This window comes from Shewanella sp. GD03713 (assembly GCF_029843705.1).
In the GTDB taxonomy this organism is placed as follows: Bacteria; Pseudomonadota; Gammaproteobacteria; order Enterobacterales; family Shewanellaceae; genus Shewanella.
The window spans coordinates 1,144,654-1,165,018 of record NZ_JAOCIW010000001.1 but is presented as its reverse complement, the minus strand read 5'-3'; the positions used below and the strand labels follow the sequence as shown (position 1 = coordinate 1,165,018).

Here is a 20,365-nt window from a genome sequence, read left to right as displayed (position 1 = left end):
AATACTTAACAAAAATAGCCTTTATAGAGATGCCTGTGTCGCTTGTAACACTTTCAGCATATCAACAGTTTCAGGGACATCATGGACACGAATGATATGTGCCCCTTTCTGGGCCGCTATCATGGCACCAGCAAGGCTCCCCGCTAGACGCTCGGAGGTCGGTCTAGCGAGAAGGTTTCCTATCATGCTCTTACGGGATAAACCTATCAATATCGGCAACTCAAACTGCTCAAAACGCTCTAACTTCGCGAGTAGTTCATAGTTATGTTCTAAGGTTTTGCCAAAACCAAAACCCGGGTCGATTAACAATCGTTCCCGCGGGATCCCCGCATCGATGCAGGCTTGAATACGCTCGCACAAAAACTCAGCAACATCGGCAACAACGTCCTGGTATTCCGGCGCCGTTTGCATACTGCGCGGCGCGCCCTGCATGTGCATTAAACAGATGGGTACATTTAGCTGAGCCGCTGTCTCTAATGCCCCTGGCTCTAACAAGGCTCGCACATCGTTGATTAAATGCGCACCAGCATTCACCGCTTGTCGCATCACTTCCGGTTTACTGGTATCGACTGAAATCCACACATCATGATGTTTAGCGACATATTCCACCAGAGGGATCACACGGGCAAGTTCATCCTCAACCGTCACATCGGCCGCACCCGGCCTTGTCGACTCACCGCCGATATCGATGATAAGCGCACCTTGGGCCACCATGTCATCGGCATGTTGGCAAGCTAATTCAAAGGAAGAGAACTTTCCACCGTCGGAAAAAGAATCGGGAGTAACATTCAGAATGCCCATCACGACGGGCGAAGCTAAGGATAAGCGTTTGGTTCCAGCAATTAATTCAAACACGCATTGACTCCATATGGGACAGCTTGCTAGCGCGTTTCATCCGTTTACTGCGCGGGTTCATTCAAATGACTGATTTATATTGAATGACAGCGCAGTCAATTTTCTAGCAAGATAAAACAAGAAAACCCCTTAACGGGGTTCTCTTTCAATTAACAACCGCTACTTAACGGGTGACTCATCAGCATCTTTCAGCTCTGCCTCAACAGGAGCGGTCTTTACCACTTCGTCAACTTTAACGGCAGGTTCACCTTTGCCATTGCCTTTGTCGTTTGAACCATTGTCATCCGCTTGCCAATCGGCAGGCTGACGCACTTCACGACGGTTCATCAAATCGTCAATTTGCAGTGAGTCAATGGTTTCATACTTCATCAGCGCGTCTTTCATCGAATGTAGAATATCGATGTTATCCAGCAGAATTTGCTTAGCGCGGCCATAGTTTTTATCGATAAAGGCTTTCACCTCGGCATCGATAACTGTCGCGGTTTCATCGGACATTGCCTTGGCTTTACCCATGCTACGACCTAAGAACACTTCACCTTCTTCCTCGGCATAGAGTAATGGACCGAGTTTGTCGGAGAAGCCCCACTGGGTCACCATGTTACGGGCAATCGATGTCGCGTATTTAATATCTTGCGAAGCGCCTGTAGACACTTTTTCGCTGCCGTAGATCAGCTCTTCGGCTAAACGACCACCGTAGGCAACCGAAATCTGGCTTTCTAACTTACGACGGCTTTGGCTAATCGCATCGGCTTCAGGTAAGAAGAAGGTCACACCCAGCGCACGACCACGTGGGATAATGGTTACCTTGTGCACAGGGTCATGTTCTGGCACTAAACATCCCACAATCGCGTGGCCTGCTTCGTGGTATGCCGTCATTTCTTTCTCGGCTTCTGACATCACCATAGAGCGGCGCTCAGCACCCATCATGATCTTGTCTTTAGCGCGCTCGAATTCTTCCATACCGACAACACGGCGATTACCACGCGCCGCAAATAGTGCAGCTTCGTTGACTAAGTTGGCTAAATCGGCACCGGAGAAACCTGGCGTACCGCGAGCAATTACGCTTGCTTTCACATCTTCAGAAAGCGGCACTTTACGCATATGCACTTTAAGGATTTGCTCACGACCGCGAACGTCCGGTAGACCCACAACCACTTGACGGTCGAAACGACCTGGACGCAGCAGCGCAGAGTCTAATACGTCTGGGCGGTTGGTTGCCGCAATCACGATAATCCCTTCGTTACCTTCGAAGCCGTCCATCTCAACCAGCATTTGGTTAAGGGTTTGCTCACGTTCATCGTGACCACCACCTAAGCCAGCACCACGTTGGCGACCTACGGCATCGATTTCGTCGATGAAGATAATACAAGGGGCTGATTTTTTCGCTTGTTCGAACATGTCACGCACACGAGATGCACCGACACCGACGAACATTTCTACGAAGTCAGAACCAGAAATGGTAAAGAAAGGTACCTTTGACTCGCCCGCAATCGCTTTAGCCAGTAAGGTTTTACCTGTACCTGGTGGGCCAACCATGAGCACGCCCGTTGGAATACGGCCACCCAGTTTTTGGAATTTGGTTGGATCACGCAGATAATCGACCAGCTCTTTCACTTCTTCTTTGGCTTCATCACAGCCAGCAACGTCAGCAAAAGTGGTCTTGATTTGATCTTCGCTCATCAGCTTGGCTTTGCTCTTGCCAAAGGACATAGCGCCTTTGCCACCGCCGCCCTGCATCTGGCGCATAAAGAAAATCCATACCCCAATCAGCAGCAACATCGGGAACCAAGAAATAAAGATCTGGGTTAAGAAACCCGACTCTTCGGCTTCTTGGCCTTTCATGGTGATGCCTTTACGGTCAAGATCATTAATTAAATCTTGGTCATACAGTGGCATGATGGTCGTGAATTTTTCGCCCGTGCGCTTAGAACCTTCGATAGTACGTTGGTCACTTTTCACTTCAACACTGGCGACTTGTCCATCACGAACATTGTCTAGGAACGTAGAATAATCCATCTTCTGCGATGACGAAGAAGAGGGGGAGTAACCCTGAAACACTGACATCAGCACAACGGCGATGACAACCCAGAGTATTAGATTTTTTGCCATGTCACTCAAATTACTAGACCTCATAAAGTCTTGCGATGATTAACGCTAGGGTACTACAACTTGTACCCTGTCGCCACAAGATAGACTTCACGGGAGCGTGCCCGCGACGAGTCCGGTTTACGTGTTTTTACTACTTTGAATGCGTCTTTTACCGCCTTCATATATTCGTCAAACCCCTCCCCCTGAAAGACTTTGACCGCAAAACTGCCGTTAGGTGCCAATACTTGATGACACATATCTAACGCCAGTTCGACTAAATACATGGCGCGCGGCTGATCGACACCATCGGAACCACTCATGTTGGGCGCCATATCAGACAATACAACGTCAACCTTATCCGCACCGACGCGAGTTAGCAATGCTTCGAGCACTTTCTCTTCACGAAAGTCCCCTTGCAAGAAATCCACGCCGACGATGGGATCCATTGGCAAAATATCACAGGCGATCACTTTACCTTTATCTCCGGTCAGCTTGACGGCTATTTGAGACCAACCACCTGGAGCCGCACCTAAGTCCACCACAGTCATTCCAGGGCGGATCAATTGGTCCTTCTCCTGGAGCTCCTCAAGCTTGAACGCAGCGCGAGAACGCAATCCCCGTTTCTGTGCTAGTTTGACATAATGATCATCAAAGTGTTCCTGCATCCAACGGGTGGAACTGGCCGTACGTTTTTTACCTGACATTTAAAATCCGCAACAATTGAGAGTTACACAAGGGCTATATAAGGGTAGAATAGCGGTTTTTCAACAGTAACTCAGCAAAAGTTGGTAGAAATGAACTTAACAACCAAACAAAAACAGCATTTAAAAGGTCTGGCGCACAATTTAAAGCCAGTGGTGCTGCTTGGTGCCAATGGATTGACTGAAGGTGTACTCGCTGAAATTGAAAGCGCACTCGCTTATCATGAACTGATTAAAGTGAAAGTAGCCTCTACCGATAGAGAGCTAAAAAATGCCATCGTTGATGCCATAGTACGTGAAACTCAATCTGCAAAAGTGCAACTTATTGGTCATATTCTGGTGATTTATCGTCAATCGCCTGAAATGAAAATTGCCCTGCCAAGAGCTAAGTAATTTTCCAGCCTTAAACAAAACGGCCACTCAAGCGAGTGGCCGTTTTGTTTTTAGCACTTATGGCGTATCTGTGATGACTTGCACTTTATAATGCTCTGGCGTTAATCCCAAAAATTCGGGCAATGAAGTCCCGACCGATATTGATGAGAAAGTGCCAGTTAAAATGCCGATAAACATGGCAATCGAGAATCCTTCTAACGGCCCTCCGCCCATAATCCATAACGCACCCACCGTCATTAAGGTGGTTCCCGAGGTTACCATGGTACGGGAAAATGTCGCGACAATCGCTTGGTTGTTAATCTCTTGGATAGCAAGCTTTGGCTTAGCAATCAATAACTCTCGGATCCGGTCGGCAATAATGATCGAATCGTTGAGCGAATAGCCTAAAATCGCCAGCACGGCGGCGAGCACGGTTAAATTAAACTCCATTTGGGTTAATGAGAAAAACGCGAGCACGAAAATCACGTCGTGCACCAATGCAAACAACGCACCGGAGGCGAGACGCCATTCGAAGCGATAACTCAAATAGCCTAAGATACACAGCATGGCCACCAACAAAGCAAGACCGCCCTGCTCGGCTAACTCTTTACCCACTTGCGGGCCGACAATACTGGTGTTCAGTACTTGCACCTCACCCAGTGGCGCTAAGGTTTCTTGAATATCGACATTACTCTGTGCTGTGTCGGCATAGCGCAATACCCAGCGTCCGGGCTCGCTAGCCGAAATCACTGTCACCTCTTGCTGATAAGCCGCGTTCAATAGCGGTTGCAGCTCGCTACTGGTGATCCGCCTATCGAGCTGCACCTCGGTCACCACACCGCCAGTAAAGTCTAAGCCCCAGTTAAAGCCTTTCATACCAATAATGGTGAGAGAGGCCAACATTAAAAAGATAGAGATAGCGCTCGACACATAACGCCATTTGGTCAGATTGAGATTCTTCATAGTTATACCCTCACATGACGGCGCGCATCACGCCCATACACTAGGTTGATTAAGGCTCTTGAGGCAAAAATACCGGTAAACATACTGGTCAACAGACCTAAACCTAAGGTCAAGGCGAAGCCTTGGATGGGGCCATTACCGATGGAATAGAGCACTACCGCGGTGATCATAGTGGTGAAGTTAGCGTCGAAAATGGTTGAGAACGCACTGTCAAAGCCAGTGTCAATCGCTAGGGCGAAGCTGCGCCCCTCTTTTAACTTGTCTTTAATCCGCTCGAAGATCAGCACGTTGGTATCGACCGCCATACCAACTGTCAGCACCAGACCGGCAATGCCGGGTAAGGTCAGTACAGCACCGGGGATCAGCGCCAGCAAACCAAAGAGGATCACCATGTTGGCAATCAAGGCCACGTTGGCGACCCAACCGAGACGGCGATACCAGAGCGCCATAAACAGCAAGGTAATTCCCATACCAAGGCCGAGCGCTGCAAAGCCGTTTTGAATATTTTCGGCGCCAAGGGTCGGGCCAATAGTACGTTCTTCAACAATAGTTACAGGCGCCGTCATGGAGCCAGCGCGTAGCAACAAGGCTAATTGCTGCGCCTCTTGATAGGTGCCTGCGCCAGTGATCCTGAAACGATCTCCCAGCTGCGATTGAATAGTCGCAACACTAATGATCTCTTGGGTTTGCTTGGCTTTGCCCTGCTCATCCCGGCTGTATTCGCTGTAGGATGTTGCCATCGGCTTACCGATATTGGCGCGGGAAAACTCCGACATTTTTTGGCCGCCTATTCGGTCGAGGTGAATGTTCACTTCGGCCATGCCCATTTCGCCAATATTGGCGCGGGCATCGACAATATGATCGCCGCCCAATACCGGCGTGCGTGCAACATAAACAGGATTGCCAGATTTATCCTTCAGCACCTGCGCATTCACCGAACCCGATTCTTTAACCTCAAAAAAGGCCAAGCTTGCGGTCGCACCAATCACGTTTTTCGCAGCGGCGGGGTCTTGGACACCAGGCAGCTCGATGCGGATACGGTGTTCGCCCTGACGCTGCACTAAGGCTTCTGTAATCCCTAGCTCCTCAATCCGGCTACGCATAATTTGCAGGTTTTGCTGCACGGTTAAATTACGTAACTTGATTTGCTCTTCTTGAGCGAGCTTTACGACTAAGCCATTATCCGCATTGGTTAATTGCCAAGTCGGATAACTTTGTTGCATAAACTGGCGAATGGCTGAGCGAGCATTATTAGTGGATTCAGCCGCTTCATTTAATGCAATTGCAATTTGCAACCCTGCGTCATCGCGCGTGCTATCAATACGCACACTGGCGCCGCGAATTTGCTGTTCACGCAAAAACTGCCTAAGGGACTCGACTAATGCATCGGCTTGGGCTTGATAGACGGGCTGCACATCGACATCCAGCAAAAATTGCACCCCGCCGCGCAAATCGAGCCCGAGTTTAATCGGTTCAAAGCCCATATTTTGCAGCCAACTTGGCGCGGCACTCACCAGTGCGAGCGTAAGTTCTTTCGGCTCACTCACCATGGATGACACTAAGGTCTTCACTAAGGTTTGCTCGCTGTCATCATTGAGCACGATAAGGGTTTGCCCGTCATCTGAGCTATTGGCGTTGCCATGTTGGGTATGCTTAACTTCGATACGCTTAACATCAATGCCCTGCGCCTTTAATTTATCCCGCAGTTCAATGGGGGTTAAATTAAGCCCCGCTTTAGCGCCCACCTGCACGGCGGCATCTTCTCCATACCAAGTCGGTAAGGCGCTAAATAACATCACGATAATCGTGACGATAAGCACAACGTATTTCCAAGCTGAATAGTGATTTAGCAGCTTTTTACTCTGAATTTTATCCATAGATATCACTCGCATGATATTGCCCGCTCTAATAGCCAAATGCTGCGCAAATAGTGCTAATAAACATGAGCGAACAATCACTGTATTACGGTGAAACCTGTAAACACGGATCCCACAAGGAGTACGCTTAACGCGAGCAAACTCAGTGGTGATAACCGATTAAAATCCGTCTAAACCGAATGGATTTAAATCCCATGCGATTTAGTCGCACCTTCGGCGACCACACCGCAGGCTTTGATGCTAGGTTATCGGGTACAGGTTTCGGATGACAAAATGCAAAGTTAATCAAAGACATCCCTAACGACCTCTGGTTCAGATGATGAACTCAAACGGTAGTTATGGATAAGCCTTGCTAACTTGCTACAGGGAGCGGTGAGTTAAGCGGCTTGCTGACTAAAGCGATATTGGAGGTTGGAGACTTTCCAGCCGGAGATCCGCGCTGGTGAAGATTCGGCTAAGAGAGTCCAATCCGGGCGAGCATCGAGGCGAATATTTTCCCCTAATGCGGGCGCAGGCTCTGGTTCGAACTCAAAGGCTAACAGGTAAACAGGCTTCACCTCACGCATATCATGCTGAACAAGATTTATAAAACGCTGGGAGTTAGCCGGAGCAAAATTAAAATCATCCGAGTGACTGACTAATTCAGACTCTGAGCAATCGGTGGCTTGTGCCTTATCTGAATCGGTACAGACAGCTTGTTTATCGCTCGCCGTCGATTGTACCGTTGAGTGATGTGGTGCAGTGTTATCTTGCGCAGTGAGTGACGGCGTATCCGCGGTAGGCGCAGTTGTGACTACCGTTGTCGCTACCGTTTTAGGCGCCAGATGCAGTTGCTGGGCGGTTAAGCTGCGCGGCGCATAGCCACCCGCATGGGCGATCAAGATGATCGACACACAGAGTAACATTAATCCTTGGCGCCAGTGCTTAATCAAACTCAGTTCCTAATTGGATACACGCAACTTTTACGTGATGAAATATTTGCAGAAGAAACAACACTTTCTTGGGTAGCTTCCGTAAAGAACCTTGATGAATGCATAGAAAGCTCCAAGCATGCAGCTTAGGTAACCGCCGCCTCAGAGGCAAATTAAACTTTATCCATCTTGCTTATTTGTGCGCCAAGGACACTGATATTGCAGTGCCTGAGATATAAAAAAGGCATAAAAAAGCCGCGCTAGGCGGCTTCGTATCGGTAAATAAGCGAGTCTGGTGAGACCAAGACTTAGATGTATTGCACCGAAATAATTTCGTAATCGGTCAAACCACCAGGGGTTGCGATCGACACTTCATCACCTTCATTCTTACCCACTAAACCACGGGCAATCGGAGAGTTGACTGAAATCAGGTTTTCTTTGATGTTAGCTTCATCGTCGCCCACGATACGGTAAGTCACTTCCGCATCGGTATCCAGATTAAGGATAGTCACAGTGGTACCAAAAATGATACGACCATTGTTCGCCATCTTAGTCACGTCGATGATCTGCGCGTTAGAAAGTTTGCCTTCAATGTCACGGATACGCGCTTCACAGATCCCTTGCTCTTCACGGGCAGCATGATATTCCGCGTTTTCCTTCAGATCGCCTAACTCTCTCGCTGAGGCAATCGCTTCAGTGATTTTCGGGCGACGTTCAAACTTGAGCATATCTAACTCTTTACGCAGCTGTTCTGCACCGACAACTGTCATAGGAACCTTAGTCATAACTTCTTTCGTCTCCTTTAAAACAAAAGCAACCCGTGCCGACGCTAAAGGTCAACACAGTAAAATCAGGGTGGAATTGCGCTATTCTAATCGTTATGCGCTTGGGATGCATCAAGAACTATGCACCAGTGCAGCTTACTGAAGCTCACGCTCAGATGCTAGTGCCAAAGTATAATAGTGCGAACTTAAGTGGGGCAAAATGCCCACAAATAAATTTGTGGGCATGGGGAGCGTTAAAGCATGCGCTTATTCAAGCCCAGCTTCGAAGGTCAAAAAGATTTCGCTAACTGTTTTATCGGCAAGAGATTTATCAGGACTTGGACGTTCGATTGAAGCATGCAGCAGATAACGACCAGCAGCTGGCAGCGTCATCGCCACTTTACCTTCTTTATCCGAAGTTAAACTGATTTCTTCCGGCTTATTACGGTACAGGCTGCCATCCTTCATGATCGCCACACTCACGCCCTCGACAGGTTTACCATCGTAAACAAACTGCAGTGTTGCGGGTTCATTTTCAACGATATCAGCGGGATGGGTAATAGGCACCAATTCCAAGTATTCACCTTTCGGTGCTAATACCTTATCGGTGGGTTTGTTGCGGGTCACATAGGTTTCGACCCGCGCCACATTTAATGAACCTTTTAGCTCATAGGCATCCTTTGGCATCACGGCCGCTGTCGCTTTTTTATCGAGTCGACTGCGAACCATGCCTTCTTTACCTTTGATTTTATAAACAGAAAAGTATCTCGGCGTGACTTCCTTTTCAAACTTATAGGTACCGTCTTGCAGTAATTGCACGTCGAAAACCGATTTACGACCACCAGTGTAACTTGAACTTGGAGAGCTTGGCTTGCCATCGGGTAAGTACACTCGTACATCGCTGGCGGTGACCGGCTTATCAAACATAAAGACTTGGTTACTGGCAGACACATCCGAGGTGATCCACACCGCCTCTTGGCTTTCGGCCGAGACGTTATAGTGGCTAGGTAAAATCCAGCGGTCATGGCTGCTCGCCAATGGGCTGATGCAGAGCGCGCTAACTAAGGCAAGTAAACGTAGTTTCATCTTCATATCCTTTCAGTAAAGTGCAGGGCTTAGCGAGTCATACCGCTTAAGCGAATATCAATCACGCCAGTTTCAGTGGTCGCTGGTAGTTGGGCGGTAAAATCCCCCGCCGTTAAATCAATATTTTGTCTCACGAGGTCACGCCCGCCGTGCTCGCGCACCACTTCGATAAACACTGTGTAGGAGGCTGGAGTCAGCGGCTTACCCGCGTCATCCGTTAAGTCCCAATCAATTTTGTAATGACCTGCAGGCTTGGTCGCCGAGGCAATACCGTCAACAAAACTCATGTCTTCACGCCCCGCCTTTCGCCACCAACGGCGAATGTCCTTAAGCCATTTATGGCCCTCGTCCCATACCCATAGGCTTAAGGTTTTAACGGTTTGGCCCTTGGCATCCTCAACCCACACGGCCACATAGGGACGGTGATACTGGCCTTCGGTAATTTCAGGCAAGGTCAAATCAACGGTCATTTTTGGCGCGGCAAATACCGCTGAACTCACAAACAACGCACCGATGGCGCTGGTGCGAATAAGCTGACGCATCATTAATCGGTTCTCCCTATGGAACAAAGTAGACATACACAAGTGCACAGCCTGAGCTGACGAGCACCATATAAAACAAGGATTTTTTAAGTCGTTTCGTTTGAGGCAGCAGCAAATAAGCGCCGGTGAGCGAAAAGAGAATAATCAGCAAGGCGCAGAGATCTAACACCCAAGCCCAGACTATCCCAGTATTGCGCCCCTTGTGCAGATCGTTAAGCACTGCAACAACGCCATAATCTAAGGTCTCAACATAGGCTTTGCCGTCGAGCAGATCTAAGGTGACGGTGCGATACGTGCCTGGGCCTTTATTCACTAGGCTTATCTCATCCTCATCGATATCGGCAGTGCCAATATCCATATCCCACTGGCTTTTTAACCAATGCCCCGCCGCTAAACGCCACTCAGGCTCCTGCGGCGCTGCGGGTATCAAATAGTTAGGAATATCAAACTGTTCACGTCGCGGCTCTTGATCTGCTGATGAAAACCAATTGGGATGGTTTAAGGTGATCCCGGTTACGGCAAAAAACAGCATTAACAGCAGCAGTGCCATAGAGACATAAACATGAATAATCCGAGCGAAGGAAAGCGATGATTTACTAACTTTTAATTTCAATGACTGACTCTCAAGAAGGGATATTAGGCAAGCGCCTAAATCGCCACCAACCGTTAGCTAATAGCCTGTATTAACGAAAGTTAATGGGATAGAGAGTAAATGATATTTATTATCAACAAAACCCAGGTTTACATTCTTTACATCACAAGCACGGTATAACGGCAAAGTTGATGGGAAATATTGCAAACTCACAGAGCGAGAATTGAGGAGGAGAAAACAGAAATAATTGTAAAACCAATACAAATTCAATTAGATAAAACTTAACTTTTTACCCTCTAATCCCTGTAAAAATTTACTTATTCACCCCTCTCGTTTACAGAATCGCAATCGGCTACAATCCGCCGCCGGCGACTTGCTGGTACTTCCAAAGGAAATATCATCTTGAGTACAACTCTGCTCAAAAAAATGCGTTGCCTTAACATTATTTGGCTCGCATTAATGCTTAATGCCTGTGTTGCCCCACTGCTATTGATGTCACCCCAAGGCCAACTCATGTGGGCACTACTAAAACCCCTTGTCGGATTAAATCCCAATGACGTGGGGCTGTTCGAACAGCCGCTGATTAAAGATCGAATGAAGGCTCTGCTCGGAGACAACTACGAGACCACAGTATCGCTGCTTAAAACCGCCGATAAAATCCAGCAGGAAGGCCCACTGTTTTATATGGTATCGACCTATACACCAGTGCCGGAAATGGCCGAAAAAGCAGGCTTTGTGTGGAACTCAGAAACCAACCAAATGGCGGTGATGTTGCTTACGGGTGGCTCGCCAAAAATTATCTCTGAGCAATTTACCGATCAGGCTGAGAAACTGGTACCAAGCTGGCCTAAAGAACTGGCTGACTACACAGATCCGCAAAAACTACAGCAAAAGGCGATAGATGCAGGCACCGAAAAGCTGCAAGAACAAATCCCAGCGGCTGCGCCCCTAAAAGCGGTTGCCACAGGCGATGTAAAAGCGACACAGGAAGCGGTACTTGAAAAGGCAGTGAGCGAAGTCGCAGCTCCCGCAGCGGTTAAAGAAGTTAAACCTGTACAATAATAACTAATCTACGCTCTGCGAGCGTTTTAGTCGCATTTCACTTTTGTCGGTGTTAGTCAGCCACAGTGTTATTAAGCACTGTGGCTTTTTTATCTCGATGACACACCCATTCCAACCCCTAAATACATCTTAGTCATTCGCACATAGCCAAAATACAAGCACGAGGCTTGCTCGAGTAAAGCCATAACACGCGAGTAATAGAGCAGAAGATTGAAAGATAACGAAGTAATGAGGGAGTGACTCGAAAAGCACATCACAAAAGACAGAAAGCAAAAAGCCCGTCGTAGGACGGGCTTTTTAACTATGGCTGGGGTACTAGGATTCGAACCTAGGTATGCCGGGATCAAAACCCGGTGCCTTACCGCTTGGCGATACCCCAATTAACTTGTTTCACTTTGATGGTACGGGAAGAGAGACTTGAACTCTCACACCTCGCGGCACCAGAACCTAAATCTGGCGTGTCTACCAATTTCACCATTCCCGCATCAAAATGTACCAGATTGGCAAACAAAGGCGTCTCTGGATTTTTACCAGATAAATCAAATTGATTTAACGTGGATTTAAATATGGTAGCAATGGCGGGACTTGAACCTGCGACCCCAGCATTATGAGTGCTGTGCTCTAACCAGCTGAGCTACATTGCCATGGCTGGGGTACTAGGATTCGAACCTAGGTATGCCGGGATCAAAACCCGGTGCCTTACCGCTTGGCGATACCCCAAAAACTGAGAAACATGAAATGATGGCTGGGGTACTAGGATTCGAACCTAGGTATGCCGGGATCAAAACCCGGTGCCTTACCGCTTGGCGATACCCCATCACTAACTTGTTTCATACATCCGCTTACGCCGATGTTTAAAAATAATGGTACGGGAAGAGAGACTTGAACTCTCACACCTTTCGGCACCAGAACCTAAATCTGGCGTGTCTACCAATTTCACCATTCCCGCACTGCTTCAAGTTGACATCCTGAATTGATGCTAGCAAACGCTAGGATAACGAAATGGTAGCAATGGCGGGACTTGAACCTGCGACCCCAGCATTATGAGTGCTGTGCTCTAACCAGCTGAGCTACATTGCCACTTCGTTATTGCGCGCCCCTCGTAGCGAGGAACGGGGCGTATTATGCTTATTCGAGGTATCGAGGTCAACAGCTTTTTTTCGCTATTTTCCTTGAGACAAACCGTTCGGCTATTACTTCACCAAACTGAGCAACAGATGCGCTAAATCGCCCTCTGTTGCCCGTATTTTACCTTACTTTCTAAAGCTTAGCCCTTTATCAAACCCGTTATACGTTAAACAGGAAGTGCATTACATCGCCGTCTTGAACAATGTATGTCTTGCCTTCTACACGTAACTTACCCGCTTCTTTGGCGCCCGCTTCACCTTTATAGGTAATAAAGTCGTCAAATGCCATCACTTGAGCACGAATAAAGCCACGTTCGAAGTCGGTGTGAATTACGCCCGCCGCTTGAGGTGCAGTCGCGCCCACAGAAACGGTCCAAGCGCGCACTTCTTTTACACCCGCTGTAAAGTAAGTTTGCAGGCTCAGTAATTGGTAACCAGCGCGGATCACGCGGTCTAACCCAGGCTCTTCTAAACCGAGGTCCGCCATAAACTCATCACGCTCTTCGGCCTCCATTTCAGCCAGTTCTGACTCAATGGCGGCGCACACTGACACAACAATGGCGTTTTCTTTTTCAGCAATGGCACGCACTGCATCTAAATGTGGGTTATTTTCGAAACCATCTTCAGCCACGTTAGCAATGTACATGGTTGGCTTTAAGGTTAAGAAGTTTAAGTAAGCAACCGCTTCTAACTCTTCCTTAGACAGCTCCATAGAACGCAACATATGGCCTTCATCGAGGATTGGACGCATCTTCTCGAGAACATCCACTTCAAACTTAGCGTCTTTGTCGCCGCCCTTAGCACGTTTTTGTTGACGGATCACCGCACGCTCTAAGCTGTCTAAGTCGGCTAATGCCAATTCAGTGTTGATCACTTCGATATCGCGCGCAGGGTCAACACGGTTAGCCACGTGGACAATGTTGTCATCTTCAAAGCAACGTACAACGTGACCGATAGCATCGGTTTCGCGGATGTTAGCAAGGAACTTGTTACCTAGGCCTTCACCTTTCGACGCGCCCGCCACTAGACCAGCAATATCCACGAATTCCATCGTGGTTGGCAGTACACGCTGCGGATTGACAATCGCCGCCAGCGCGTCTAAGCGTGGATCCGGCACAGGTACAACGCCAGTGTTTGGCTCGATGGTACAAAACGGGAAGTTTGCCGCTTCGATGCCAGCCTTAGTTAACGCATTAAAAAGCGTTGATTTACCTACGTTAGGAAGACCAACAATGCCGCATTTAAAACCCATATTCTTACCTTTCTCTCGATGATAGGCTGGCGAGTCACACTCACCAGCAAGTTTATAGTCACCCTGCCCTTAGGCAGTACATTGATTAATTCGATTGTTCTGGTGTTCGCCGTCCTTTATGCAGGACGCGAGCACAGGGCTTACTCCGCTTTAAAGGAGTGTAAGCGAGTCATGGCTTTCACCATGTCCTCTTTAAATAGCACTTCAGTGGAACGTACGGCTTCATCTACGGCGGCGTTGATCAGCTCTTGTTCTTTAGCAGGCGCCTTACCCAGTACGTAACCACTTACTTTATTCTTATCGCCGGGATGGCCAATCCCAATCCGTAAACGGTAGAAGTTTTTATCATTGGCCAGTTTAGCAATAATGTCTTTTAAACCGTTATGGCCACCATGACCGCCACCGAGTTTAAATTTAGCCACACCGGGCGGCATATCCAACTCATCGTGGGCCACCAGAATTTCTTCAGGGGTAATACGGAAGAAATTCGCTAAGGCCCCCACAGCTTTGCCGCTTAAGTTCATATAAGTCGTTGGGATCAGCAAACGCACATCTTTGCCATGCAACACGGCTCTGGCGGTGAGGCCAAAATACTTGCTATCCGGCACTAAGCTGACGCCACAGATGCGGGCCAATTCTTCCACATACCAAGCACCCGCATTATGGCGAGTCTGCGCATATTCGGCGCCCGGATTGGCAAGACCTACGATTAATTTAATTTCGCTCATGACACTCACTAATGGCACTCAATACTGTGTTAATTGGTCGATGGCAAAGCGCACATGGACGACCATCTTGAGTTAATAATGCCGCTTATACTCGTTAAAAACGCGGCATTTTAGCACTCAATGCGTAAGTCAACAAATGCCGAGTGAGTCAGCACTAATGATGTGGCCTAATTGAGGCCCATCGCATACTTCAGCACGGTTCGCTTGATGGGTGAGTTAATATTGGCCAGTTTTAACGCGCCGTTACGCAGTAATTTAAGTGGCAAAATGTCATTACTAAAACCTGCGTAAAACACATCCATGGTCGTCATCATCAGTTGATTATCGCGATAACGTTTGGCTTGATAGGCATTTAATACCTCGGTGGACCACCAAGGTTTATCCTCGGTTAATGCATTCTTGATTACCGTTAGTAAGGCCTCGACATCTTTAAAGCCGAGGTTAACCCCTTGACCCGCCAACGGGTTAATGGTGTGCGCCGCATCCCCTAAAATCACCACATTCGGCTTAAAATAGGCATTCGCGTGGCGGCGCGTCAGAGCAAAACTGCCTTTGGCTTCTACTGTAAAGTCACTGTCTAAGCGAGCGGGGAAATGCTGGCGGATTTGGTCGGCAAGCTGCTTATGATTCAGCTGCATTAATTGTTTAATGCGATTGGCATCGTCATACCAGACTAACGACGCATGATTGCCGGGGAGAGGTAATAACGAGCGCGGACCGTTAGGGGTAAATTGTTGCCAAGTGACATCTTGCTGACCTTGGGCGGTTTGAATATTAATCAGCATCGCCGATTGGGCATAGTCCCACCCCGAAATGCCAATCCCTGCCCATTGGCGCACCTGCGAGTTGGCGCCATCGGCCCCGATAAGCAGCTTTGCCTCAAGCTGAATACCGGATTGTAAGTGCACGCTTACCCCGTCTGTGAGACGCGAAAAAGTCGCCACTCGTTCTGGGCAAAACAATTTAATCGCATCCCATTGCTGCATTTGCTCCCACAGGGCAAGTTGCACCAAACGGTTTTCAACAATATGCCCTAAATGGCTCGCGCCGATTTGTGAGCTATGGAATTGAGTAATGCAGCCATCAAGCTCCCAGGTTTCTAAGCCCAGATAAGGCACATTACGCATGTTAAGCAGGCTCTCGAGCGCGCCTAACTGCTCGAGTAACTGTTCAGAGGCCACGCTTATCGCCGACACGCGCACATCTAATGCCTGCTCGGGGGAATAAGCCTCGGGGGCAAATGATTCAATCACCGCCACCTGTAAGCCTTGCTTCGCCAGTCCGATAGCCGTTGCCGCGCCCACCATACCGCCACCGACAAGGATCACATCAAATCGCTGAGCATCTGTGGTTGTCTGGCTTGGTTGCTGTGTTTGGCTTATCGCTTGGCTCATCTTAGTTACCACTCTTTAGAATTCTTTCCATTTATCTGACGCACTATACTCTTATCGAAACTCGAACTTGAGGCACAAGCTTAAAGCGCATCACTCTGATCGCGGACATTGTATCAAAAGCATGTCAATTTCAGCTCAAAGGTGAGCAAATGTTGCTAGGGGCGCATTTGCTCACAGTTGCTTACAAAGGCAAGTTTTCAGCCTTGGCAAAGCCACTACACTCTAAGGCAACCCCGCGGGGATCTCAGGCGGTCTGCGGGACAAGCCGATTAGCTTCTCACTTAGCGAGCCCTAGCCGTTCGGGACGAGTTACCAGTGAATCCACTTAATAGAGTTAGTGAGGATGTCATGAAAACACTCATCCACTTGCAGATAGCCAGTAGTCTACTGATTTGCAGCGCGATCCCATTTAGTCATGCATTGGCAGCAACACCCGTGATGGAAACCATCACAGTCAATTACCGCGACCCGCTCGATTATGCCCTATATCTACATACCACGGAAATGTTGAGCGTATTTCGACTCGAAATCCGTGAGGACATTAGCATTCAAGCCCGTAATAGCTTGTTAGAAATGGCAAATGCTGCCCAATTTAGCCAACCATCACTCGCACAAAACCCATCAGCTGAGATAAACCTAGCTTCTTTGTGGGTATCACAATCTCAAGGGATTAGCGAGTAAAAATGTGGACAAAGCTGGTCAGCAGCCATAACTGCGGGTAAAATGTCGCGCTATTTTTACTGGGCGGCCGGATTTGTCTGTAACAGGGCAAAGGCAGCTTGGGCACATATTTACTGGGCAGCGTAGGGCAACACAACTGATGAGCAAAAAACTCCATATTAAAACTTGGGGCTGTCAAATGAATGAGTATGACTCATCCAAGATGGCGGATCTTTTAGGCGAATACCAAGGTTACACCTTGACTGAAGAAGCAGAAGAAGCGGACATTCTACTGCTGAACACTTGTTCTATCCGCGAAAAAGCGCAGGAAAAGGTGTTCCATCAGTTAGGTCGTTGGAAAACCCTTAAAGATAAAAATCCCGATCTGATCATTGGTGTGGGTGGTTGTGTTGCATCGCAGGAAGGTAAAGCGATCAAAGACCGTGCTCAGTGCGTCGACATCATCTTTGGACCACAGACACTACACCGTCTGCCAGATATGATCGACCAAGTACGCCGTGGCGAAAAGGCCGTGATCGACGTTAGCTTCCCTGAAATCGAGAAATTTGACCGTCTACCAGAACCGCGCGCCGAAGGCCCAACGGCGTTTGTGTCTATCATGGAAGGTTGCAGCAAGTACTGTTCATTCTGCGTGGTGCCTTATACCCGTGGTGAAGAAGTCAGCCGTCCATCGGACGATATCATCCTCGAGATTGCCCAACTGGCAGAACAAGGTGTGCGCGAAGTCAACCTGCTCGGTCAAAACGTTAACGCCTACCGTGGTGCAACCCACGACGGCGGCATTTGTACCTTTGCCGAGCTATTACGCTATGTTGCCGCTATCGATGGTATCGACCGTATTCGCTTCACCACCAGTCACCCGATTGAATTTACGCAGGACATTATCGACGTTTACGAAGATACTCCTGAATTAGTCAGCTTCCTGCACTTACCAGTGCAATCGGGTTCTGACCGCATTCTGACGGCAATGAAGCGTGGCCATATGGCGATAGAGTACAAGTCAATCATCCGCCGTCTGCGCAAAGCCCGTCCTGATATCCAAATCAGCTCTGACTTTATCATTGGCTTCCCTGGCGAAACCAAAGAAGACTTCGCCGATACCATGAAGCTGATTGAAGATGTGGCGTTTGACCACAGCTTTAGCTTTATCTACAGTGCGCGCCCTGGTACACCTGCGGCAGATTTACCCGATGACGTTGATATGGAAGAGAAAAAACAACGTCTGGCGATTCTGCAGGACCGTATCACTCAACAAGCCATGCGTTACAGCCGCCATATGATGGGCACAGTACAACGTATTCTGGTTGAAGGCCCATCGGTGAAAAACCCTATGGAGCTGCGCGGCCGTACCGAAAACAACCGTGTCGTCAACTTCGAAGGTCAGCCAAAGCACATCGGTAGCTTTGTGGATGTCGAAATTGTTGACGTTTACACTAACTCACTGCGCGGTAAATTTATCCGTGGTGAAGATGAAATGGATCTGCGCCGCAACCTGCGCCCATCGGATATTCTGGCCAAACACAAACAGGATGACGATCTCGGTGTGACACAATTTAAACCTTAAGGGTTTAAAATCGAGCAAGCAGCACCTATATCAGGGCGACATGGTTTAGCTAACCTCAGTGTCGCCCTTTTTGTTTTGTGTACTTTTGCCTTTTATAGAGCAGTCATTCAAAACCCTTGGGCTTAACGATTTTCCGTTAGCAATTATCCGCTATGGCTCGTAAACTGAGATTATCTTCTGATTAGAGACTGCGATAGCAAACAGGCATCGCACTTGGCTTTTCACTCAGCACTTTGCTTGGTATTTGACAATAGGAGTACTATTTGTCCAGTAAATTAACCACAATGAATCTGTATCTCGAACCCGCAGAAACCCGCCGTTTGGCCTCGCTGTGCGGTCCCTTCGATGACAATATCAAACAGATTGAGCGTCGCGTTGGCGTTGAGATAGTCCGTAAGAACAACCATTTTCAAATTACCGGACTGCCGCGTAACTGTTTAAGTGCCAATAACTTACTTAAGCAGCTCTATATCGAGACCCAAACGGTCAAGGGCAGCACGCCGGATCTCGACCCTGAGCAGGTGCATTTGGCAATTCAAGAAGCCATAGCCCTCGAACAGGACGACAGCGGTGACGATAAATCTTTATTTATCAAAACCCGCCGTGGTGTGATTAAACCGCGTAACCCCAACCAAAGCACCTATGTGGCCAACATTGTGCGCCATGATATTACCTTTGGTATTGGCCCAGCGGGAACGGGTAAAACCTACTTAGCAGTGGCCGCCGCAGTAGATGCATTAGAGCGTCAAGAAGTGCGCCGTATTCTGCTCACCCGCCCTGCGGTTGAAGCAGGGGAAAAACTCGGCTTCTTACCCGGCGATTTAAGCCAGAAAGTCGACCCTTACCTGCGCCCACTTTATGATGCCTTGTTCGAAATGCTCGGCTTTGAAAAGGTGGAACGCTTAATCGAGAAAAACGTCATCGAAGTGGCGCCGCTCGCCTATATGCGTGGTCGCACCCTAAACGATGCCTTTATTATTCTCGATGAGAGCCAAAACACCACCGTCGAACAGATGAAGATGTTCCTAACCCGTATTGGCTTTAACTCACGCGCGGTGATCACGGGGGACATCACCCAGACAGACTTACCCAAACATGTTAAGTCGGGTCTGCGCCACGCTATTGAAGTCCTGAGCCAAGTCGAGGAAATCAGCTTTAACTTCTTCGTGTCTCAAGACGTAGTGCGCCACCCCGTGGTTGCTCGGATTGTTGAAGCCTATGATGCTTACGATCGTAAGGAGCAGGCATTAAAGGCTGAAAAAGAGCGCCGCGACTATCAACAAGCGCATCCACAAACGCAACAGGAAGTCTTAAAGCATGAGTCTTGATTTAGCCTTAGATGTGCAATACGCCACGGCGAGTGACTATCTGCCCAGTGAAGATCAGTTTGCTCTTTGGGTAAAAACTGCCATTGGTAACAGCATGGAACAGGCGGAGCTGACCATTCGCATCGTCGATGCCCGTGAAAGCCAAATGCTAAACAGCACCTACAGAGGCAAAGACAAACCGACCAATGTGTTGTCGTTTCCCTTTGAAGCACCGCCAGAAATTGAACTTCCACTGCTTGGAGATCTTGTCATTTGTGCCGCAGTCGTTGAAAATGAAGCGCGTGAACAAGATAAAACCCTAGAAGCCCATTGGGCACACATGGTTGTACATGGTTGCCTGCATCTGCTAGGTTATGATCACATTGAAGACGAAGAAGCCGAAGAGATGGAGTCGTTAGAGACTCAACTCATTGAAAGCTTAGGTTTTACTGACCCATATAAGGAACAATAATTAACCACGGTGCACAGCATCAAGGTT

At 48.4% G+C, this 20,365-nt stretch carries 19 protein-coding genes and 7 tRNA genes; 6 read left to right on the top strand and 20 right to left on the bottom strand.

Annotation, left to right across the window (positions count from 1 at the left end):
* Window positions 1–21: 21 nt before the first annotated feature.
* The 3 genes from folP to rlmE all read right to left on the bottom strand — a co-directional run bounded on the left by folP (window position 22) and on the right by rlmE (window position 3,647).
* Entirely contained in the window at window positions 22–855 is an 834-nt protein-coding gene (folP, locus tag N5E87_RS05185; RefSeq protein ID WP_086903708.1) for a dihydropteroate synthase, read from the bottom strand.
* Window positions 856–1,014: 159 nt separating this feature from the next.
* Window positions 1,015–2,988, bottom strand: coding sequence for an ATP-dependent zinc metalloprotease FtsH (gene ftsH, locus N5E87_RS05180; RefSeq protein WP_164717925.1), 1,974 nt, complete (start codon window positions 2,986–2,988; stop codon window positions 1,015–1,017).
* Between the two features lie 29 nt (window positions 2,989–3,017).
* Window positions 3,018–3,647, bottom strand: a complete 630-nt coding sequence (rlmE, locus tag N5E87_RS05175; protein WP_011621809.1) for a 23S rRNA (uridine(2552)-2'-O)-methyltransferase RlmE — start codon at window positions 3,645–3,647, stop codon at window positions 3,018–3,020.
* Window positions 3,648–3,737: 90 nt separating this feature from the next.
* Between rlmE and yhbY the strand changes: the two genes are divergently transcribed.
* Complete coding sequence (gene yhbY / locus N5E87_RS05170; protein ID WP_011716136.1) at window positions 3,738–4,037, top strand: ribosome assembly RNA-binding protein YhbY; 300 nt, start codon at window positions 3,738–3,740, stop codon at window positions 4,035–4,037.
* 57 nt (window positions 4,038–4,094) lie between these two features.
* Here the strand turns inward: yhbY and secF are convergent, their stop codons facing one another.
* From secF to N5E87_RS05135, 7 genes are all read right to left on the bottom strand, one after another.
* A complete protein-coding gene (gene secF, locus N5E87_RS05165; RefSeq protein WP_126512608.1) occupies window positions 4,095–4,979 on the bottom strand; it encodes a protein translocase subunit SecF in 885 nt (294 codons plus the stop codon).
* Between the two features lie 2 nt (window positions 4,980–4,981).
* Window positions 4,982–6,856 carry a protein translocase subunit SecD gene (secD, locus tag N5E87_RS05160; protein WP_279775132.1) on the bottom strand — a complete coding sequence of 625 codons (1,875 nt, stop codon included), beginning with the start codon at window positions 6,854–6,856 and terminating at the stop codon, window positions 4,982–4,984.
* 377 nt (window positions 6,857–7,233) lie between these two features.
* Window positions 7,234–7,761, bottom strand: a complete 528-nt coding sequence (locus tag N5E87_RS05155; protein WP_011621806.1) for a hypothetical protein — start codon at window positions 7,759–7,761, stop codon at window positions 7,234–7,236.
* A 314-nt stretch (window positions 7,762–8,075) separates the two neighbouring features.
* On the bottom strand, window positions 8,076–8,552 hold the full coding sequence (gene greA, locus N5E87_RS05150) for a transcription elongation factor GreA (RefSeq protein ID WP_011621805.1): 477 nt from the start codon (window positions 8,550–8,552) through the stop codon (window positions 8,076–8,078).
* A gap of 246 nt (window positions 8,553–8,798) precedes the next feature.
* A complete protein-coding gene (locus tag N5E87_RS05145) occupies window positions 8,799–9,617 on the bottom strand; it encodes a DUF4198 domain-containing protein (protein ID WP_011716132.1) in 819 nt (272 codons plus the stop codon).
* Between the two features lie 29 nt (window positions 9,618–9,646).
* Window positions 9,647–10,159, bottom strand: coding sequence for a DUF2271 domain-containing protein (locus tag N5E87_RS05140; RefSeq protein ID WP_167373712.1), 513 nt, complete (start codon window positions 10,157–10,159; stop codon window positions 9,647–9,649).
* 16 nt (window positions 10,160–10,175) lie between these two features.
* A complete protein-coding gene (locus tag N5E87_RS05135; RefSeq protein WP_086903712.1) occupies window positions 10,176–10,772 on the bottom strand; it encodes a PepSY-associated TM helix domain-containing protein in 597 nt (198 codons plus the stop codon).
* A gap of 405 nt (window positions 10,773–11,177) precedes the next feature.
* On the opposite strand from N5E87_RS05135, the gene N5E87_RS05130 reads away from it, so the two are divergent.
* A complete protein-coding gene (locus tag N5E87_RS05130) occupies window positions 11,178–11,813 on the top strand; it encodes a hypothetical protein (protein ID WP_176370338.1) in 636 nt (211 codons plus the stop codon).
* A gap of 304 nt (window positions 11,814–12,117) precedes the next feature.
* Here the strand turns inward: N5E87_RS05130 and N5E87_RS05125 are convergent.
* The 10 genes from N5E87_RS05125 to N5E87_RS05080 form a co-directional block, all read right to left on the bottom strand.
* Window positions 12,118–12,192, bottom strand: a tRNA-Gln gene (locus N5E87_RS05125).
* Window positions 12,193–12,212: 20 nt separating this feature from the next.
* Window positions 12,213–12,297 (bottom strand) — tRNA-Leu (locus tag N5E87_RS05120).
* An 83-nt stretch (window positions 12,298–12,380) separates the two neighbouring features.
* Window positions 12,381–12,457: transfer RNA gene (locus N5E87_RS05115), tRNA-Met, on the bottom strand.
* Window position 12,458: 1 nt separating this feature from the next.
* Window positions 12,459–12,533 (bottom strand) — tRNA-Gln (locus N5E87_RS05110).
* 22 nt (window positions 12,534–12,555) lie between these two features.
* A tRNA-Gln gene (locus tag N5E87_RS05105) sits at window positions 12,556–12,630 on the bottom strand.
* 47 nt (window positions 12,631–12,677) lie between these two features.
* Window positions 12,678–12,762: transfer RNA gene (locus N5E87_RS05100), tRNA-Leu, on the bottom strand.
* A 54-nt stretch (window positions 12,763–12,816) separates the two neighbouring features.
* Window positions 12,817–12,893: transfer RNA gene (locus N5E87_RS05095), tRNA-Met, on the bottom strand.
* Between the two features lie 207 nt (window positions 12,894–13,100).
* Window positions 13,101–14,192: a redox-regulated ATPase YchF gene (gene ychF / locus N5E87_RS05090; protein ID WP_011621800.1), complete on the bottom strand. Its 1,092-nt coding sequence runs from the start codon at window positions 14,190–14,192 to the stop codon at window positions 13,101–13,103.
* A 140-nt stretch (window positions 14,193–14,332) separates the two neighbouring features.
* Window positions 14,333–14,920, bottom strand: a complete 588-nt coding sequence (pth, locus tag N5E87_RS05085) for an aminoacyl-tRNA hydrolase (protein ID WP_011621799.1) — start codon at window positions 14,918–14,920, stop codon at window positions 14,333–14,335.
* 167 nt (window positions 14,921–15,087) lie between these two features.
* Complete coding sequence (locus tag N5E87_RS05080) at window positions 15,088–16,314, bottom strand: FAD-dependent monooxygenase (RefSeq protein ID WP_164717924.1); 1,227 nt, start codon at window positions 16,312–16,314, stop codon at window positions 15,088–15,090.
* A gap of 348 nt (window positions 16,315–16,662) precedes the next feature.
* On the opposite strand from N5E87_RS05080, the gene N5E87_RS05075 reads away from it, so the two are divergent.
* The 4 genes from N5E87_RS05075 (at window position 16,663) to ybeY (ending at window position 20,338) form a co-directional block, all read left to right on the top strand.
* Entirely contained in the window at window positions 16,663–16,995 is a 333-nt protein-coding gene (locus tag N5E87_RS05075) for a hypothetical protein (RefSeq protein WP_011716126.1), read from the top strand.
* Window positions 16,996–17,134: 139 nt separating this feature from the next.
* A complete protein-coding gene (gene miaB, locus N5E87_RS05070) occupies window positions 17,135–18,559 on the top strand; it encodes a tRNA (N6-isopentenyl adenosine(37)-C2)-methylthiotransferase MiaB (RefSeq protein WP_011716125.1) in 1,425 nt (474 codons plus the stop codon).
* A gap of 263 nt (window positions 18,560–18,822) precedes the next feature.
* Complete coding sequence (locus N5E87_RS05065) at window positions 18,823–19,887, top strand: PhoH family protein (protein WP_011716124.1); 1,065 nt, start codon at window positions 18,823–18,825, stop codon at window positions 19,885–19,887.
* Window positions 19,877–20,338 carry an rRNA maturation RNase YbeY gene (ybeY, locus tag N5E87_RS05060; RefSeq protein WP_011716123.1) on the top strand — a complete coding sequence of 154 codons (462 nt, stop codon included), beginning with the start codon at window positions 19,877–19,879 and terminating at the stop codon, window positions 20,336–20,338. The genes N5E87_RS05065 and ybeY overlap by 11 nt, the downstream gene beginning before the upstream one ends.
* Window positions 20,339–20,365 lie beyond the last annotated feature (27 nt).

Bases quoted from the DNA above. Each gene is read 5' to 3' on its own strand.
- ftsH (WP_164717925.1), bottom strand. From the start codon at position 2,988: ATGAGGTCTAGTAATTTGAGTGACATGGCAAAAAATCTAATACTCTGG.
- rlmE (WP_011621809.1), bottom strand. From the start codon at position 3,647: ATGTCAGGTAAAAAACGTACGGCCAGTTCCACCCGTTGGATGCAGGAA.
- yhbY (WP_011716136.1), top strand. From the start codon at position 3,738: ATGAACTTAACAACCAAACAAAAACAGCATTTAAAAGGTCTGGCGCAC.
- secF (WP_126512608.1), bottom strand. From the start codon at position 4,979: ATGAAGAATCTCAATCTGACCAAATGGCGTTATGTGTCGAGCGCTATC.
- secD (WP_279775132.1), bottom strand. From the start codon at position 6,856: ATGGATAAAATTCAGAGTAAAAAGCTGCTAAATCACTATTCAGCTTGG.
- N5E87_RS05155 (WP_011621806.1), bottom strand. From the start codon at position 7,761: ATGTTACTCTGTGTGTCGATCATCTTGATCGCCCATGCGGGTGGCTAT.
- greA (WP_011621805.1), bottom strand. From the start codon at position 8,552: ATGACTAAGGTTCCTATGACAGTTGTCGGTGCAGAACAGCTGCGTAAA.
- N5E87_RS05145 (WP_011716132.1), bottom strand. From the start codon at position 9,617: ATGAAACTACGTTTACTTGCCTTAGTTAGCGCGCTCTGCATCAGCCCA.
- N5E87_RS05140 (WP_167373712.1), bottom strand. From the start codon at position 10,159: ATGCGTCAGCTTATTCGCACCAGCGCCATCGGTGCGTTGTTTGTGAGT.
- N5E87_RS05130 (WP_176370338.1), top strand. From the start codon at position 11,178: ATGCGTTGCCTTAACATTATTTGGCTCGCATTAATGCTTAATGCCTGT.
- ychF (WP_011621800.1), bottom strand. From the start codon at position 14,192: ATGGGTTTTAAATGCGGCATTGTTGGTCTTCCTAACGTAGGTAAATCA.
- pth (WP_011621799.1), bottom strand. From the start codon at position 14,920: ATGAGCGAAATTAAATTAATCGTAGGTCTTGCCAATCCGGGCGCCGAA.
- N5E87_RS05080 (WP_164717924.1), bottom strand. From the start codon at position 16,314: ATGAGCCAAGCGATAAGCCAAACACAGCAACCAAGCCAGACAACCACA.
- N5E87_RS05075 (WP_011716126.1), top strand. From the start codon at position 16,663: ATGAAAACACTCATCCACTTGCAGATAGCCAGTAGTCTACTGATTTGC.
- miaB (WP_011716125.1), top strand. From the start codon at position 17,135: ATGAGCAAAAAACTCCATATTAAAACTTGGGGCTGTCAAATGAATGAG.
- ybeY (WP_011716123.1), top strand. From the start codon at position 19,877: ATGAGTCTTGATTTAGCCTTAGATGTGCAATACGCCACGGCGAGTGAC.